This is a genomic window from Mycobacterium sp. (genome assembly GCF_035506235.1).
Classification (GTDB): Bacteria; Actinomycetota; Actinomycetes; order Mycobacteriales; family Mycobacteriaceae; genus Mycobacterium.
The window spans coordinates 1-13042 of record NZ_DATJPU010000050.1 but is presented as its reverse complement, the minus strand read 5'-3'; the positions used below and the strand labels follow the sequence as shown (position 1 = coordinate 13042).

General features: G+C 66.9%; 14 protein-coding genes and 1 pseudogene. 11 read left to right on the top strand and 4 right to left on the bottom strand.

The features are described 5' to 3' along the window. The 3 genes and pseudogenes from VMD50_RS04985 to hisN form a co-directional block, all read right to left on the bottom strand. Window positions 1–159: pseudogene (locus VMD50_RS04985) on the bottom strand (acyl-CoA dehydrogenase family protein); the annotation flags it as partial. Window positions 160–199: 40 nt separating this feature from the next. Continuing rightward, a complete protein-coding gene (locus tag VMD50_RS04980) occupies window positions 200–1606 on the bottom strand; it encodes an acyl-CoA dehydrogenase family protein (RefSeq protein WP_325425442.1) in 1407 nt (468 codons plus the stop codon). Window positions 1607–1713: 107 nt separating this feature from the next. Next, on the bottom strand, window positions 1714–2493 hold the full coding sequence (gene hisN, locus VMD50_RS04975) for a histidinol-phosphatase (protein WP_325425440.1): 780 nt from the start codon (window positions 2491–2493) through the stop codon (window positions 1714–1716). 23 nt (window positions 2494–2516) lie between these two features. Between hisN and VMD50_RS04970 the strand changes: the two genes are divergently transcribed. The 3 genes from VMD50_RS04970 (at window position 2517) to VMD50_RS04960 (ending at window position 4477) form a co-directional block, all read left to right on the top strand. After that, on the top strand, window positions 2517–2846 hold the full coding sequence (locus VMD50_RS04970) for a hypothetical protein (protein WP_325425438.1): 330 nt from the start codon (window positions 2517–2519) through the stop codon (window positions 2844–2846). Window positions 2847–3016: 170 nt separating this feature from the next. Beyond that, the gene (locus tag VMD50_RS04965; protein ID WP_325425436.1) at window positions 3017–3814 is read left to right on the top strand and encodes a universal stress protein; all 798 of its coding nucleotides are present in this window, start codon (window positions 3017–3019) and stop codon (window positions 3812–3814) included. Window positions 3815–3856: 42 nt separating this feature from the next. Next, a complete protein-coding gene (locus VMD50_RS04960) occupies window positions 3857–4477 on the top strand; it encodes a response regulator (RefSeq protein WP_325425434.1) in 621 nt (206 codons plus the stop codon). Window positions 4478–4486: 9 nt separating this feature from the next. On the opposite strand, the gene VMD50_RS04955 is transcribed toward VMD50_RS04960, so the two are convergent. Then, window positions 4487–5857 carry an FAD-dependent oxidoreductase gene (locus tag VMD50_RS04955; protein ID WP_325425432.1) on the bottom strand — a complete coding sequence of 457 codons (1371 nt, stop codon included), beginning with the start codon at window positions 5855–5857 and terminating at the stop codon, window positions 4487–4489. Window positions 5858–5947: 90 nt separating this feature from the next. Between VMD50_RS04955 and prfB the strand changes: the two genes are divergently transcribed. From prfB to VMD50_RS04915, 8 genes are all read left to right on the top strand, one after another. Then, window positions 5948–7060, top strand: a complete 1113-nt coding sequence (prfB, locus tag VMD50_RS04950; protein WP_325425430.1) for a peptide chain release factor 2 — start codon at window positions 5948–5950, stop codon at window positions 7058–7060. Beyond that, window positions 7050–8048 (top strand): mechanosensitive ion channel family protein, encoded by a 999-nt coding sequence (locus VMD50_RS04945; protein WP_325425428.1) that lies wholly within the window; start codon window positions 7050–7052, stop codon window positions 8046–8048. The genes prfB and VMD50_RS04945 overlap by 11 nt, the downstream gene beginning before the upstream one ends. Continuing rightward, complete coding sequence (locus VMD50_RS04940) at window positions 8045–8530, top strand: Rv3103c family proline-rich protein (protein ID WP_325425426.1); 486 nt, start codon at window positions 8045–8047, stop codon at window positions 8528–8530. Before VMD50_RS04945 ends, VMD50_RS04940 begins: the two co-directional genes overlap by 4 nt. 43 nt (window positions 8531–8573) lie before the next feature. Further along, the gene (gene ftsE, locus VMD50_RS04935) at window positions 8574–9263 is read left to right on the top strand and encodes a cell division ATP-binding protein FtsE (RefSeq protein WP_325425447.1); all 690 of its coding nucleotides are present in this window, start codon (window positions 8574–8576) and stop codon (window positions 9261–9263) included. Next, window positions 9264–10157: a permease-like cell division protein FtsX gene (ftsX, locus tag VMD50_RS04930; RefSeq protein WP_325425424.1), complete on the top strand. Its 894-nt coding sequence runs from the start codon at window positions 9264–9266 to the stop codon at window positions 10155–10157. A 2-nt stretch (window positions 10158–10159) separates the two neighbouring features. Then, window positions 10160–10669, top strand: coding sequence for an SsrA-binding protein SmpB (gene smpB / locus VMD50_RS04925; protein ID WP_325425422.1), 510 nt, complete (start codon window positions 10160–10162; stop codon window positions 10667–10669). A gap of 92 nt (window positions 10670–10761) precedes the next feature. Next, on the top strand, window positions 10762–11511 hold the full coding sequence (locus tag VMD50_RS04920) for an EamA family transporter (RefSeq protein WP_475446697.1): 750 nt from the start codon (window positions 10762–10764) through the stop codon (window positions 11509–11511). A 233-nt stretch (window positions 11512–11744) separates the two neighbouring features. After that, the gene (locus VMD50_RS04915) at window positions 11745–12707 is read left to right on the top strand and encodes a ferritin-like domain-containing protein (protein WP_325425420.1); all 963 of its coding nucleotides are present in this window, start codon (window positions 11745–11747) and stop codon (window positions 12705–12707) included. The last annotated feature ends 335 nt before the right edge of the window (window positions 12708–13042 follow it).

Here is a 13042-nt window from a genome sequence, read left to right as displayed (position 1 = left end):
CCCCTCGAACAGATTGATCAGGGTGTCCAGCTCTACCGGGTAGGCATGCTCCTTGAGGTCGTACTTGCGCGCGATCGGCCGCATCATCTCGGCGGCGCCCTGGTGGGTCTTGACGATCACCGACTGCAGCTTGCGGGGCAGTTCCAGATTGATTGCCATGATTGATCTTTCGGCTCGGGGAGAAAACCTAGATGAGTACTTAGATGACCACGACGCCCTCGGCGACGCCGATGGCCCGCAGGTCGCGGTACCAACGCTCGACCGGGTGTTCCTTGGTGAAGCCGTGGCCGCCGAGCAGCTGCACGCCGTCCAGGCCGATCTGCATGCCCTTGTCTGCGCCGAGCCGCTTGGCCAGCGCCGCCTCACGGGTGAACGGCAGGCCCTGCTCGGCGCGGGCGGCGCCGCGCCAGGTGATCAGCCGCAGTCCGTCCAGTTCGATCGCGATGTTCGCGCACATGAAGGCCACGGCCTGGCGGCGCGCGATCGGCTCGCCGAAGGCCTCGCGCTCCTTCACGTACGGGACGACGTAGTCGAGCACCGCGTGCGACGTGCCGACCGCCAGCGCCGCCCAGCCGAGGCGGGACAGCGCGATCGCCTCCGAGTAATCCTCGTCGGAGGCTTCGTCCTCGCCGAGCCGCGCGCTCAGCGGCACCGACACCCCGGACAGCTCGACCCGGCCCAGGGCGGCCGCGCGGATTCCCATGCTCGGATCAGCCTTGACGGCAAGGCCGTTGGTGGACGACTCGACGATGAAGAGCGCCGGCTTGCCGTCCAGCCGGGCGCCGACGATGAACAGCTCGGCGTCGGCCGCGGCGGGGACCAACGACTTGACGCCGTCGAGCCGGTAGCCGCTCGGGGTGCGCACCGCGGTGGTCTGCAGCCGGGTGGGGTCGAACAGCGGCTGCGGTTCGGCGATGGCCACGCAGGCCTGCGGGACGTTCTCGCCGGCGAACTCGTGCAGGTAGGTGGCCTGCTGATCGGCGCTGCCCCAATGGGTCAGCGCCGAAGCCACGCCCCCGGGCGCGAGAATCGGCAGCGCCAGCCCCATGTCGCCGTAGGCGAGCGCCTCGGCCACCAGCACGTTGGTCACACTGGAGCGGTGGGCGGCGATGCCCTCGAAATCCTCGGGGATGTTGATCGCGGTGATGCCCAGCTCGGCGGCCCTGGCGATCAGATCGGGCGGGTAGGTCGCGGCCTCGTCGGCGTCGTGCGCGGCGGGACGCAAGACCTCCGCGGCGAACTCGTCGAGGGTCTCGACGATCATCTTCTGCTCGTCGTCGGGCGTCAGGTCGAAGTAGTCCTTGCCGCTGGACTTGAGCCGGGTGGGTCCGCCCCGGAGGTTCTGGACCCGCTTGAACTGCCGGGACGCGGCGCCGGCGGTGGAGAAAATCGTCTTGGTGCCGTAGCGCAGGCCGCGGTTGAGCGGGTCGCGCAGGTGGTATCTGTCCAGGAACTCCTGGCCGACGAGCGGGGTGAGCAGCGCCAGGGCGATGTCGATCCCGGTCCGCTTGTGCGGTTGCAGCCCGACGCCGGTCTTGCGTCCGCGCCGTTTCGATCGTGAGCGGGTGGGTGGAGTCTGTTGTGAACCGGAACGGGTGTCGGTCATGTCAGCAGCCTCTGTCGTCGGGCCTCTGTCGTTGGGGCGATGCGGATATCCCGTATCTTACTCCGGAGTAAGATAGATAGGACCGTGTGTTAGCTAATTCACAAAGACTAGGCCCGCAGGCGGGAAAGCACCTGCTCGTGCAACAGGCCGTTGGTCGCGACGGCGCTGCCGCCGTGCGGGCCCGGCGTCCCGTCCAGGCCGGTGAACGCTCCGCCCGCCTCGCGCACCAAGATGTCGAGGGGCGCCAGGTCCCATACCGACACCTCCGGTTCGGCGGCGATGTCCACCGCCCCCTCGGCGACCAGGCAATAGGACAGAAAGTCGCCGTAGGCGCGGACCCGCCACACCGCATCCGTCAGCCCGATGAAGCGATCGCGCAAACCGCGTTGCGCCCATCCCGACAGGCTTGAGAACGACAGGCTCGCCGAATCCAGCTGTGCCACAGACGAAACCGTGAGCGGTCGCGGTGGGCCGCCGTCGACGCCGGCGAACGCGCCACGGCCCCGCGCCGCCCACCAGCGCCGCCGCAGCGCCGGGGCGCTCACGACACCGACGGCGGGGACGCCGTTCTCGAGCAAAGCGACCAGGCTGGCCCACACCGGCACACCGCGCACGAAGTTCTTGGTGCCATCGATCGGGTCGATGATCCATTGCCGCCCGCTGAAGGTGGCGGTTCCGCCGAATTCCTCGCCGACGATGCTGTCGTCGGGCCGTTCGCGCCCCAGCACCTCGCGCAGGTCGGTCTCGACCGCGCGATCGGCGTCGGTCACCGGTGTCAGGTCCGGTTTCGTGTCAACGCGCAGGTCGAGAGCGCCGAACCGGGCGGCGGTCAGCGCGTCGGCGCGGTCGGCCAGCGCGAGCGCCAGAGTCAGGTCGTCCCGATTCATGGGAGCAGTCCTACCATGGCCGTGTGTGGGAATTCGGTGTGCTGATCCTGCTCGTGGCGGTTCTGGGTGTGTTCCTGGCCCAGCGTTTCATCCCGCGCGGCCCGCGTGGTGAGCTGGCGAGCGGGACGCTGCTGGTGACCGGGGTCAGCCCGCGGCCGGACGCCCGCGGCGAGCAATTCGTCACCATCGCCGGTGTCATCAACGGGCCGACCGTCGGTGAGTACGCCGTCTATCAGCGCATGGCGGTCGACGTCGACCACTGGCCGACCATGGGCCAGCTGCTGCCGGTGGTGTATTCGCCGAAGAATCCGGACAACTGGCGGTTCGCACCCGCCGAACCGCCCGCCGCCTAGGCCAGGGGCCGGTCACCCGCCCGCGGGCGGGCGCGTCGTCACGGTCGATAGGGACCAATGGCCCCCATTTGTGAACCGAACGCCCCTGTGTCAGCCCCGCTCCCGGCCCATAACCTACCGGTGGGCCGTAACCGTCGTTTGGCAGTTCCGAGGAGCGCAGGAGACCCGGGATGCGTGATTCAGCTCCGACCGTCGTCGTGGGTGTCGACGGATCGAAAGCGGCCATTGCTGCTGCCCGCTGGGCGGTCGACGAGGCGGTCAGCCGCGACATACCGCTGCGATTGGTGTACGTGATCGCGCCATCCGAATCTGCGCCGGCCGGCGATCGCGAGGGCCGGTTGGCCGCCGCCCGTGCGGCGTTGCAGGACGCCCATCGGGCGGTCGAGGCGACCGGGCAACCGGTGAAGGTCGAAACCGAAGTCCGGTGGGGGAAGCCGCTTGCCAACCTGATCGAAGAGTCCAGGTCGGCGGCGATGATGTGTGTCGGATCCATCGGACGCAACCATGCCACCCATGGTGTTGGCTCCCTTTCCGCGAGCCTGGCCGCGTCGGCGCTGTGCCCCGTCGCCGTCATCCGCCGCCCGGCGGGCACGCGGGCAATCGCCAAGGTCGGTCGCGTCACGGTGCAAGCGGACAACGCCGGGGCGCTGCGCCACGCCTTCGAGGAGGCGAGACTGCGGCGAGCCCCGCTACGCGCAATCGCGGTGTCCCGTTCCGCGGCGCCGGACGACGCCGACGCCAAACGTTCGGCCCAGGCCCAGCTGAGACGGCGGATTGCCCGGTGGACGCGGCAGTACCCCGACGTGCAGGTCGAGCCCGCCGTCGTGCGGGGGAGTGTCGATGAGTATCTGGTCGCCAACCAGGAGCCGGATCAGCTTTTCGTCACCGACGCGCGTGCTTGCCACGACCTATGTGGCGCGCATAACGGCGGAACCTCCGTTCTCGCCACGCGTTCCAGCAATTTGTAGAGGCTTGCGGGTGGGGACTCGTGTGGGCCCGGGAGGGATGCGTTGCTAGGTTTCTTCTTGGTCGACGATCACGAGGCGGTGCGGCGCGGCGTGAAGGATTTGCTCTGCGTGGACCCGGAACTCGACTGCGTCGGGGAGGCCGGATCCGTGGCCGAGGCGATGACCGGGATCCCCGCGGCCGGTCCCGACGTTGCGGTGCTCGACGACTGGTTGCCCGACGGGAACGGCGTCGAACTGTGCCGCGACCTGTTGTCGTTGATGCCGGATCTGCGCTGCTTGATCCTGACGTCGCGCACCGCTGAGGAAGCGATGTTGTATGCGATCCTGGCCGGCGGCAGCGGATATGTCCTCAAAGACATCAGGGGAATGGAATTGGCTTGCGCGATCAAGGATGTGGGCGCCGGGCGATCGCTGCTCGACCCGCGTGCCACGGCCGCGCTGATGCAGAGACTGTGGCGGGTCACCGAGAACGGCGACGGGTTGTGGGCCCTCGACGGCCAGGACCGCGCGTTGTTGACTTTGCTCGGAGACGGCCTGACCAACAGGCAGATTGCCGAGCGGACGACGTTGGACGAGGAGGTCGTGCGGACAAACGTGGCGCGCCTACTGGTCAAACTGGGTGTGGGCCGCTACCCCTCTTCGCGTGAGGGCCAATGGTTTTGACACGCCCGATCAGCCGTGTCCGATGCGCAGCAGTTCGGCCAGGCTCGGCAGCTTGACGCGGGGACGCCCGTGGGGTTCGCCGGCCGCTCGCTCGTGGCGGTCGATGACCTCCCAGTGAGCGGAGGTGACCAGGTTCGGCTGGCGCGAGGCCAGCCAGCCGCCCAGCTCGTCGGCGTGGTCTCCGGGGAAGTCGGCGAGTCGGTCGGCGCCGGCCAAGTCATCCAGCAGGGTGTCGATGGTGTCCTGGGAGTCCTTCTTGTTGGTGCCGATCACACCGGTCGGCCCCCGCTTGATCCACCCCACGACGTATTCGTTGCGGCTGCCCTCGACCCGCCCGCCGGCGTTGGGGATGGTCGCGCTCTTGTCGTCGAACGGCAGGCCCGGGGTGGGAACACCTCGGTAACCGACCGACCGCACGACCAATTGAGCCGGCAGCTCCTCGCGTTCACCGGTGTCCTTGGCCGCCACCCGGCCGCTCTCGTCGGTGACCAGCTCGTTGCGGCCCAGCACGATGCTCTCCACCTTGCCGTCGCCTTTGATCTCGATCGGGGAGGTCAGGAATCGGAAGACTATTCGGCGATGCCCGGGCCGCGGAGCGCGCTGGGCGTAGTCGCGCAGCACCTTGATGTTCTGCTTCGTCGTCTTGCCCACCGCGGCCGCGTCCTCGTCGCTGATGCCCTCCAGTTGCGCCGGGTCGACGATCACGTCGACCCCCTCGAGGTCCGCGAGCTCGCGCAGCTCCAGCGTTGTGAACGCCGTCTGCAGGGGCCCGCGCCGGCCGATGATGACCACCTCGTCGACACCGCACGGGCGGAGCGACTCCAACGCATGGTCGGCGATATCGGTCTGCTCGAGCACCGCGGGGTCGGTGACCAGGATGCGCGCGACGTCGAGCGCCACGTTGCCGTTGCCGACAACGACGGCCCGGGCGCCCGACAGGTCGGGCGTGCTGCGCTCGAAGCTCGGATGCGCGTTGTACCAGCCGACGAAGTCGACGGCGGCGACACTGCCCGGCAGCTCTTCCCCGGGAATGTTCAGCGCGCGGTCGGACTGCGCCCCGACGGCATAGACCACGGCGTGATAGCGCTCGGCGAGTTCGCCCGGCTCGACATGCTCGCCCACCACCACGTTGCCGAAGAAGCGAAAGCGGGGGTCTTCGGCGGTCTTCTCGAATTGCTTGCTGATGGACTTGATCTTCGGGTGGTCGGGGGCGACGCCGGAGCGGACCAGCCCCCAGGGCGTCGGCAGCATCTCGAGCATGTCGACGGCCACGTCGATGTCCCCCGACGCGTCGGCCGCCTTCAGCAATGAGGCCGCGGCGAAGAATCCCGACGGCCCGGAGCCGACGATCGCTATGTGATACCGGTGGGGCGGGCGCATTCCTCGAGCCTTCTGTTCGTGCGGGCTGGTCACTTGATGCTAAACGCTGGCGTCCGGACCATGACCTCAGCATTGGTAACGTGGGCGCCTGTGGAACCCGACCGTCAAGCCGACATCGCCGCCCTGGACTCCACCCTGACCACGGTGGAGCGGGTGCTCGATGTGGACGGTCTGCGAACCCGCATCCAAAAGCTGGAGCAGGAGGCGTCCGATCCCAGATTGTGGGACGACCAGGCCCGGGCCCAGCGTGTGACCAGTGAGTTGTCTCACACCCAGGGCGAGCTGCGCCGGATCGAGGAGCTGCGGCAGCGCCTCAACGACCTGCCGGTGCTCTATGAGCTGGCGGCCGAAGAGGGGGAGGGCGGCGCCGACACCCTCGCCGAGGCGGACGCCGAACTCAAGGCGCTGCGTGCCGATATAGAAGCCACCGAGGTGCGCACGCTGCTCTCGGGCGAGTACGACGAGCGCGAGGCGCTGGTCACCATTCGTTCCGGTGCCGGCGGGGTGGACGCCGCCGACTGGGCCGAGATGCTGATGCGCATGTATGTCCGCTGGGCCGAGCAGCACAAGTATCCGGTCGAGGTGTTCGACACCTCCTACGCGGAGGAGGCGGGCATCAAGAGCGCCACCTTCGCGGTGCACGCTCCGTTCGCCTATGGCACGTTGTCCGTCGAGCAGGGCACCCACCGGCTGGTCCGGATCAGCCCGTTCGACAACCAGAGCCGGCGTCAGACTTCGTTCGCCGAAGTCGAGGTGCTTCCCGTGGTGGACACCACCGATCACATCGATATCCCGGAAGGCGACGTCCGGGTGGACGTCTACCGTTCCAGCGGCCCCGGCGGTCAGTCGGTGAACACCACCGACTCCGCGGTCCGTTTGACCCACATCCCGACGGGTATCGTCGTGACTTGCCAGAACGAAAAATCTCAACTGCAGAACAAGATCTCGGCAATGCGAGTGCTTCAAGCAAAGCTGTTGGAGCGCAAGCGATCAGAAGAGCGCGCTGAGCTGGACGCGTTGAAGGGTGAGGGCGGCAGCTCCTGGGGAAACCAGATGCGCTCTTACGTACTGCACCCGTATCAGATGGTCAAGGATCTGCGAACCGAGTACGAAGTGGGCAATCCGACCGCCGTTCTGGACGGGGACATCGACGGATTCCTGGAAGCGGGGATCCGGTGGCGCAACCGAAAAGATGCTGACTAATACAACTGTTCTTGCCTCAACTGCAACGATAAAGGCGCTGGGCTGGCACGACTTCTGGCGCGGCGACGCCGGGCAATGGATCATCACCCGCGGTCTGCGTATCGTCATGGTGCTGATCGCGGCGGTGCTCGCGGCCCGCTTCGTCAACTGGGTGGCGCAACAGGTCACCCGGCGGCTCGACGTGGGCTTCGCCGAAAGCGACGCGCTGGTGCGCTCGGAGGCGACCAAGCACCGCCAGGCCGTGGCGTCCGTGATCTCCTGGGTTTCGGTGGTGATCATCGGTATCTGGGTCATGCTGCAGGTCGCCGACATCCTGCGGTTTTCGGTGGGCGGCCTGGTCGCGCCGGCCACCGTGGTGGGCGCGGCGCTCGGTTTCGGTGCCCAGCAACTGGTGCGAGACCTGCTCTCCGGGTTCTTCATCCTGGCGGAGAAGCAGTATGGCTTCGGGGATCTGGTCAACCTCACCGTCGTTGCGTCGACGGAAGCCAGCGGCACGGTGGAGAACGTGACGTTACGGGTGACCCGACTGCGTTCACCGGACGGCGAGGTGCTGACCATTCCCAATGGGCAGATCGTCAAGGTGGTCAACCTGTCCAAGGATTGGGCGCGTGCGGTGGTGGACATCCCGGTATCGACCAGCGCCGACCTGAACCGGGTCTACGACGTCTTGCACCAGGAATGCGAGCGCGCGATGAACAACCCGGTGCTGGGGGAATTGCTGCTGGATCCACCCACTGTGATGGGCGTGGAAAGTATCGAGGTCGACACCGTCACCCTGCGTGTGGTGGCCCGTACCCTGCCCGGCAAGCAGTTCGAGGTCGGCCGGCAGTTGCGCGTCCTGGTCATTCGGGCGTTGGCGCGAGTCGGCATCATGACCGCTGCCGACGCGACGGTGGGATTGGTCGAAGACCCCTCGGTCCCGGCCGCCCAGGCCGCCGAGGAACGAGCCGACGGCGCAGATAAGGGTGCGGCGGTGCAGCGGCGGTGAAGTTCACCGTGAACATCCTCGAGAAGGGCAGCGAGGGTAAGCGAGGGCGCTGGAGCCACCTCTTCGGCGGCCGGATACGCACGTCGACGCTGGTCTTGATCGTGGCGTTCTTCGCGGCGTGGTGGGTCTACGACACCTACCGCCCGGAACCCGCTCCCAAGCCACCGGCCCCCCAGGTGGTGCCGCCCGGTTTCGTGCCCGACCCCAACTACACCTGGGTGCCACGCAGCCGGGTGCAGCAGCCGCCGGCCACCGCCACGTTCACGCCGACCCCGACGACGACCGTGCCGCCGAGCACCACGGTGCCGCCGCCCACGACGGCGACGACCACCACCGCGCCCCCGCCGTTCCAGCTGCCCACGCCGCCGTGCCTGCTGCCGCCGCCCTTCTGCCCGCCGAGCACCAGCCCCACCCCGTCCCCCACGCAGCTGCCCCAGCCGGGGCCGGGTCCGGTGCCGAGTTCGCCGCCCCCGGCGAGCTGACTTCGCTTGCCGGCGAAATTCACCGCTACACTGGCGTGCCGTGATGATCACCCTTGACAATGTCAGCAAGAAGTACAAAGCGTCGGCTCGCCCCGCGCTGGACGACATCAACGTCAAGATCGACAAGGGTGAATTCGTCTTCCTGATCGGCCCCTCGGGCTCGGGCAAGTCGACGTTCATGCGGCTGCTGCTGGGCGACGAATCCCCTAACGGCGGGGACATCCGGGTCTCCAAGTTTCACGTCAACAAGCTGCCCGGGCGCCACATCCCGAAGTTGCGTCAGGTGATCGGCTGTGTGTTTCAGGATTTCCGGTTGCTGCAGCAAAAGACCGTTTATGAAAACGTCGCCTTCGCGCTGGAGGTCATCGGCAAGCGCCGGGACGCGATCAATCGGGTGGTCCCCGACGTGCTCGAGACGGTCGGCCTGTCCGGTAAGGCCAACCGGCTGCCGCACGAGTTGTCGGGTGGTGAGCAGCAGCGGGTGGCGATAGCCCGCGCCTTCGTCAACCGGCCCCTGGTGCTCCTGGCCGACGAGCCGACCGGCAACCTCGACCCGGACACCAGTAAGGACATCATGGATTTGTTGGAGCGGATCAACCGAACCGGCACGACGGTGCTGATGGCGACGCACGACCACCACATCGTTGACTCGATGCGGCAGCGCGTCGTCGAGCTGTCGCTGGGCAGGCTGGTTCGCGACGAGCAGCGTGGCGTCTACGGGATGGACCGCTAAGTGCGCTTCGGCTTCCTGCTCAACGAGGTCCTGACCGGCCTTCGTCGCAACGTCACCATGACGGCCGCGATGATCCTGACGACCGCGATCTCGATCGGCCTGTTCGGCGGCGGTCTGCTCGTGGTCCGGTTGGCGGACAATTCCCGCGAGATCTATCTCGACCGCGTGGAGACCCAGGTTTTCCTCACCGAGGACATCTCCGCCAACGACCCGACATGCTCGTCCGATCCGTGTAAAGCGCTGCGGAACAAGATCGATGCACGACAAGACGTCAAAGCGGTGCGGTTCATCAATCAGCAGGACGCCTACAACGATGCGATCAGGAAGTTCCCGGAGTACAAAGATGTCGCCGGAAAGGACGCCTTTCCAGCATCTTTCGTTGTCAAGTTGAACGACCCCGAACAACATAGGGACTTCGACGACGCCATGCGCGGCCAGCCGGGGGTGCGCGGCATCCAAAACGAAAAAGAGCTGATCGACCGGCTGTTCGCCGTCTTGGACGGCTTACGGGATGCCGCCTTCGCCGTCGCGCTCGTGCAGGCCGTCGGGGCGATTCTGTTGATAGCCAATATGGTTCAAGTCGCGGCGTACACGCGGCGCACCGAGATCGGCATCATGCGATTGGTCGGGGCCAGCCGCTGGTACACGCAACTGCCCTTCCTGGTGGAGGCGATGGTGGCCGCCACTATCGGGGTGGTGATCGCCGTCGTCGGTTTGGTCCTGGTGCGCGCGTTCTTCCTCGACAACGCGCTGAGCCAGTTCTACCAAGCTCACCTGATCGCCAAGGTCGACTATGCCGACATCCTCTACATCGCCCCGTGGCTGTTTCTGCTCGGTCTGGCGATGGCCGGGGCGACCGCTTACGCGACGTTGCGCCTGTACGTGCGGCGGTAGCCGTGGCCAAAGACTCGAGCCGGGGCAAGGCGGCGGGCGGCAAGCGCGGCAGCAAACAGATCGTGGCCACCAATCGCAAAGCGCGGCATAACTATTCGATTGAGGAGCTTTACGAGGCTGGGGTGGCTTTACAGGGCACCGAAGTAAAAAGTCTGCGCGAGGGCAGCGCGTCGTTGGCCGACGCGTTCGCAACGGTTGACGACGGTGAAGTGTGGTTGCGCAACCTGTACATTCCCGAGTATCAGCACGGTAGCTGGACCAACCATGACCCTCGTCGCAATCGAAAGTTGTTGTTACATAGGCAACAAATCGACAGACTGGTCGGCAAGATACGAGATGGTAACCTCGCGCTCGTGCCGATGTCTCTGTATTTCTCCGAAGGAAAGGTCAAGGTCGAGCTCGCGCTCGCGCGCGGCAAGCGAGCCTACGACAAGCGCCAGGACATGGCCCGACGCGATGCCAATCGCGAACTGCATCGTGAGCTGGGCCGGCGAGCCAAGGGCATGAACTGATCGGGGCGGCTTACGCCCAGCTGTCGGCCGTTACGTACGGCGTCAGCGATTTCGTGGGCGGTGTAGCCGCTCGACGGGTAGCCGCGCTGCGGGTGATGCTCGTGGCCTACCCGCTCGAGGCACTGATACTGGGCGTGCTGGCCATCGCTGTCGGCGGCCCGATCCAGTCGGGCGCGATCATCTGGGGCGGTCTGTACGGCATCGGTATGGCGTTCGGCATGTGGGCCTTTTTCGAGGCGCTGGGTTCCGGGCCCATTTCGGTGGTCTCGCCGCTGGCCGCCGTGCTGAATGCGGCGGTGCCGGTTGCGGTCGGTGTGGCGCTGGGGGAGCGACCGGGCCAGGCGGCCTCGGTGGGCGTCGTCCTGGCGCTCATCGCGGTGACGCTGGTCAGCCGCGAGGCCACCGCCGAGGGCGTGACGCCCTATCGGTTTACCCCGAAGGTGGCCTGGCTCACCGTGCTGGCCGGGTCCGCGATGGGGCTGAACATGGTGTTCCTCCATCAGGCGCCACACGCGACCAAGCTCTGGCCGCTGGTTTTCGCCCGGCTGGCCGCCACGGCGGTGGTGTTCGGCATGTCCGCGATGAGCAATAACTTGCGGCTGCCGCGCGGCAAGCCGATGAAGATGGCGCTGACGGTGGCCCTGCTCGACATCTGTGCCAACGTGACGATGCTGCTGGCGCTGCACACCTGGCTGCTCTCGTTGGCCAGCATCTTGATCTCGCTGTATCCGGCCGCGACGGTCGTGCTGGCGATGGTGGTGCTGCGCGAGCGGGTCAGCCGCCTGCAGGGGGTCGGCATGGTGATGGCTATGGGCTCGGTGGCCATGATCGCGGCCAGCTGACGCTCGGCCCGTCCATAGCCGATCGCCCGGTGAGTCGGCGCCCAGATCGTCGAGAACCTCAATTTCGTGATCTGAGCGCGTATTTGACGCGCGCACGGTAGGCGGGCGACATAAATCACATCCGGAGGCGGATGTTAGTCCGGGCGGGGCAATTGGGTAGCCGAGGCGTACGGGCGCACCTCGCGCCGACACCGAAAGTCAACGCCAGATGTTAACGCCAGGAGGCCAAACCCATGACTTCACCGGACAACACCCGACTGCTCGCGCAGCTGCGCACGCTGCTCGACCTGACCAACACCGAAATCCAGATCGCGGAGACCCGCGTCGTCCAGGCGCGCACCGAGGCGGTGCGCCGCGAGCTCTCGCAGAACGCCGCCAATGGCCGCAAGCGGGCCGAAGCCCTCGAGGCCGCGATCCGCAAGCTGGGCGGCTACCCCGACGTCATCGGCCCATTCCTGGGTCGCGCGGCGGCGCTGGTCAAGGCGCTGACCGAGCAGGCGGAACCCTTCGACGAGGCGCTGCTGGGGGACCTTGCGCTCGAGGACCAGCTGCTGGACCGTGCCCGCTACACCAAGGCATTGGCCGTCGCCGCCAAACGCCAGGACATCGAGAACCTGGCCGAACGCCTGATCACCGCGCACTCGGCCACGGTGGACTGGCTGACCACCGTGCTGGCGGAAGACGCGCTCGGCGGCCCCGCCGCGCTCCGTCGCACGCCGCTGCAGGCGGCTGCCGGCACCGCGGTGAAGCTGGTCAACCTGCCCATGGCGTGGTCGGCCCGTGGAGTGGACCGGGCCGTCGACACGCTGCGCTCTACCGGGCCGGCACTGAACGACCTGGTCAAGCGCGGGGGCAACGCCGGCGAAATCGCGGCGAAGGCGTTGTCCGCGTCGCAGAGTGCCGCCTTGAGGGCGGCCGAGCGAGTCACCCGTTCCGAGGGGGCGGACGGGGCCGCCGACGCGCTGCATGAGGGTCGCACGGCCGTTGGTGTGCTGGACGCCAAGGAACTGCCCATCCGCAAGTACGACGACCTGAACGTGAATGAGGCGGTGGCCGCGATCAAGGAGCTGACGGCCCCCAACGACGTTCGCGCGATCATCGCCTACGAGGAGGCGCACAAGAACCGGCAACGCATCGTTTCCGCCGCGCAGACTCGCGTCGCCGCGATCGCCCAGGACGTGGTGGGCATCAAGTAACGGCCGGTTACGCGAACCGCTCGCCGCTTTGGCACCGAGTACCCCCTGGAGTTGTCAGACCGGGGGGTACTCGGCTTCGGCGGTCGCTCGGGAAGTTAATTCGGTTGTTCGTTGTTGGTTAACGCGTACCATTGATTGTCCTGCCGAAAGTCGGCGGGGATGCTCGAAGAAAAATAGACACGGGGCTGAAAGGTTTCGACTTCGCGCATCGAATCAAGGGAAGCGTGCCGGTGCAGGCAAGAGACCACCGTAAGCGTCGTTGCAACCATATAAGCGCCGATTCACATCAGCGCGACTACGCTCTCGCTGCCTAAGCGACAGCTAGTCCGTCAGAC

Excerpts from the sequence above, each read along its gene's own strand:
- hisN (WP_325425440.1), bottom strand. The coding sequence starts at position 2,493 with ATGAATCGGGACGACCTGACTCTGGCGCTCGCGCTGGCCGACCGCGCC.
- ftsE (WP_325425447.1), top strand. The coding sequence starts at position 8,574 with ATGATCACCCTTGACAATGTCAGCAAGAAGTACAAAGCGTCGGCTCGC.
- VMD50_RS04980 (WP_325425442.1), bottom strand. The coding sequence starts at position 1,606 with ATGACCGACACCCGTTCCGGTTCACAACAGACTCCACCCACCCGCTCA.
- VMD50_RS04955 (WP_325425432.1), bottom strand. The coding sequence starts at position 5,857 with ATGCGCCCGCCCCACCGGTATCACATAGCGATCGTCGGCTCCGGGCCG.
- VMD50_RS04945 (WP_325425428.1), top strand. The coding sequence starts at position 7,050 with ATGCTGACTAATACAACTGTTCTTGCCTCAACTGCAACGATAAAGGCG.
- VMD50_RS04915 (WP_325425420.1), top strand. The coding sequence starts at position 11,745 with ATGACTTCACCGGACAACACCCGACTGCTCGCGCAGCTGCGCACGCTG.
- VMD50_RS04965 (WP_325425436.1), top strand. The coding sequence starts at position 3,017 with ATGCGTGATTCAGCTCCGACCGTCGTCGTGGGTGTCGACGGATCGAAA.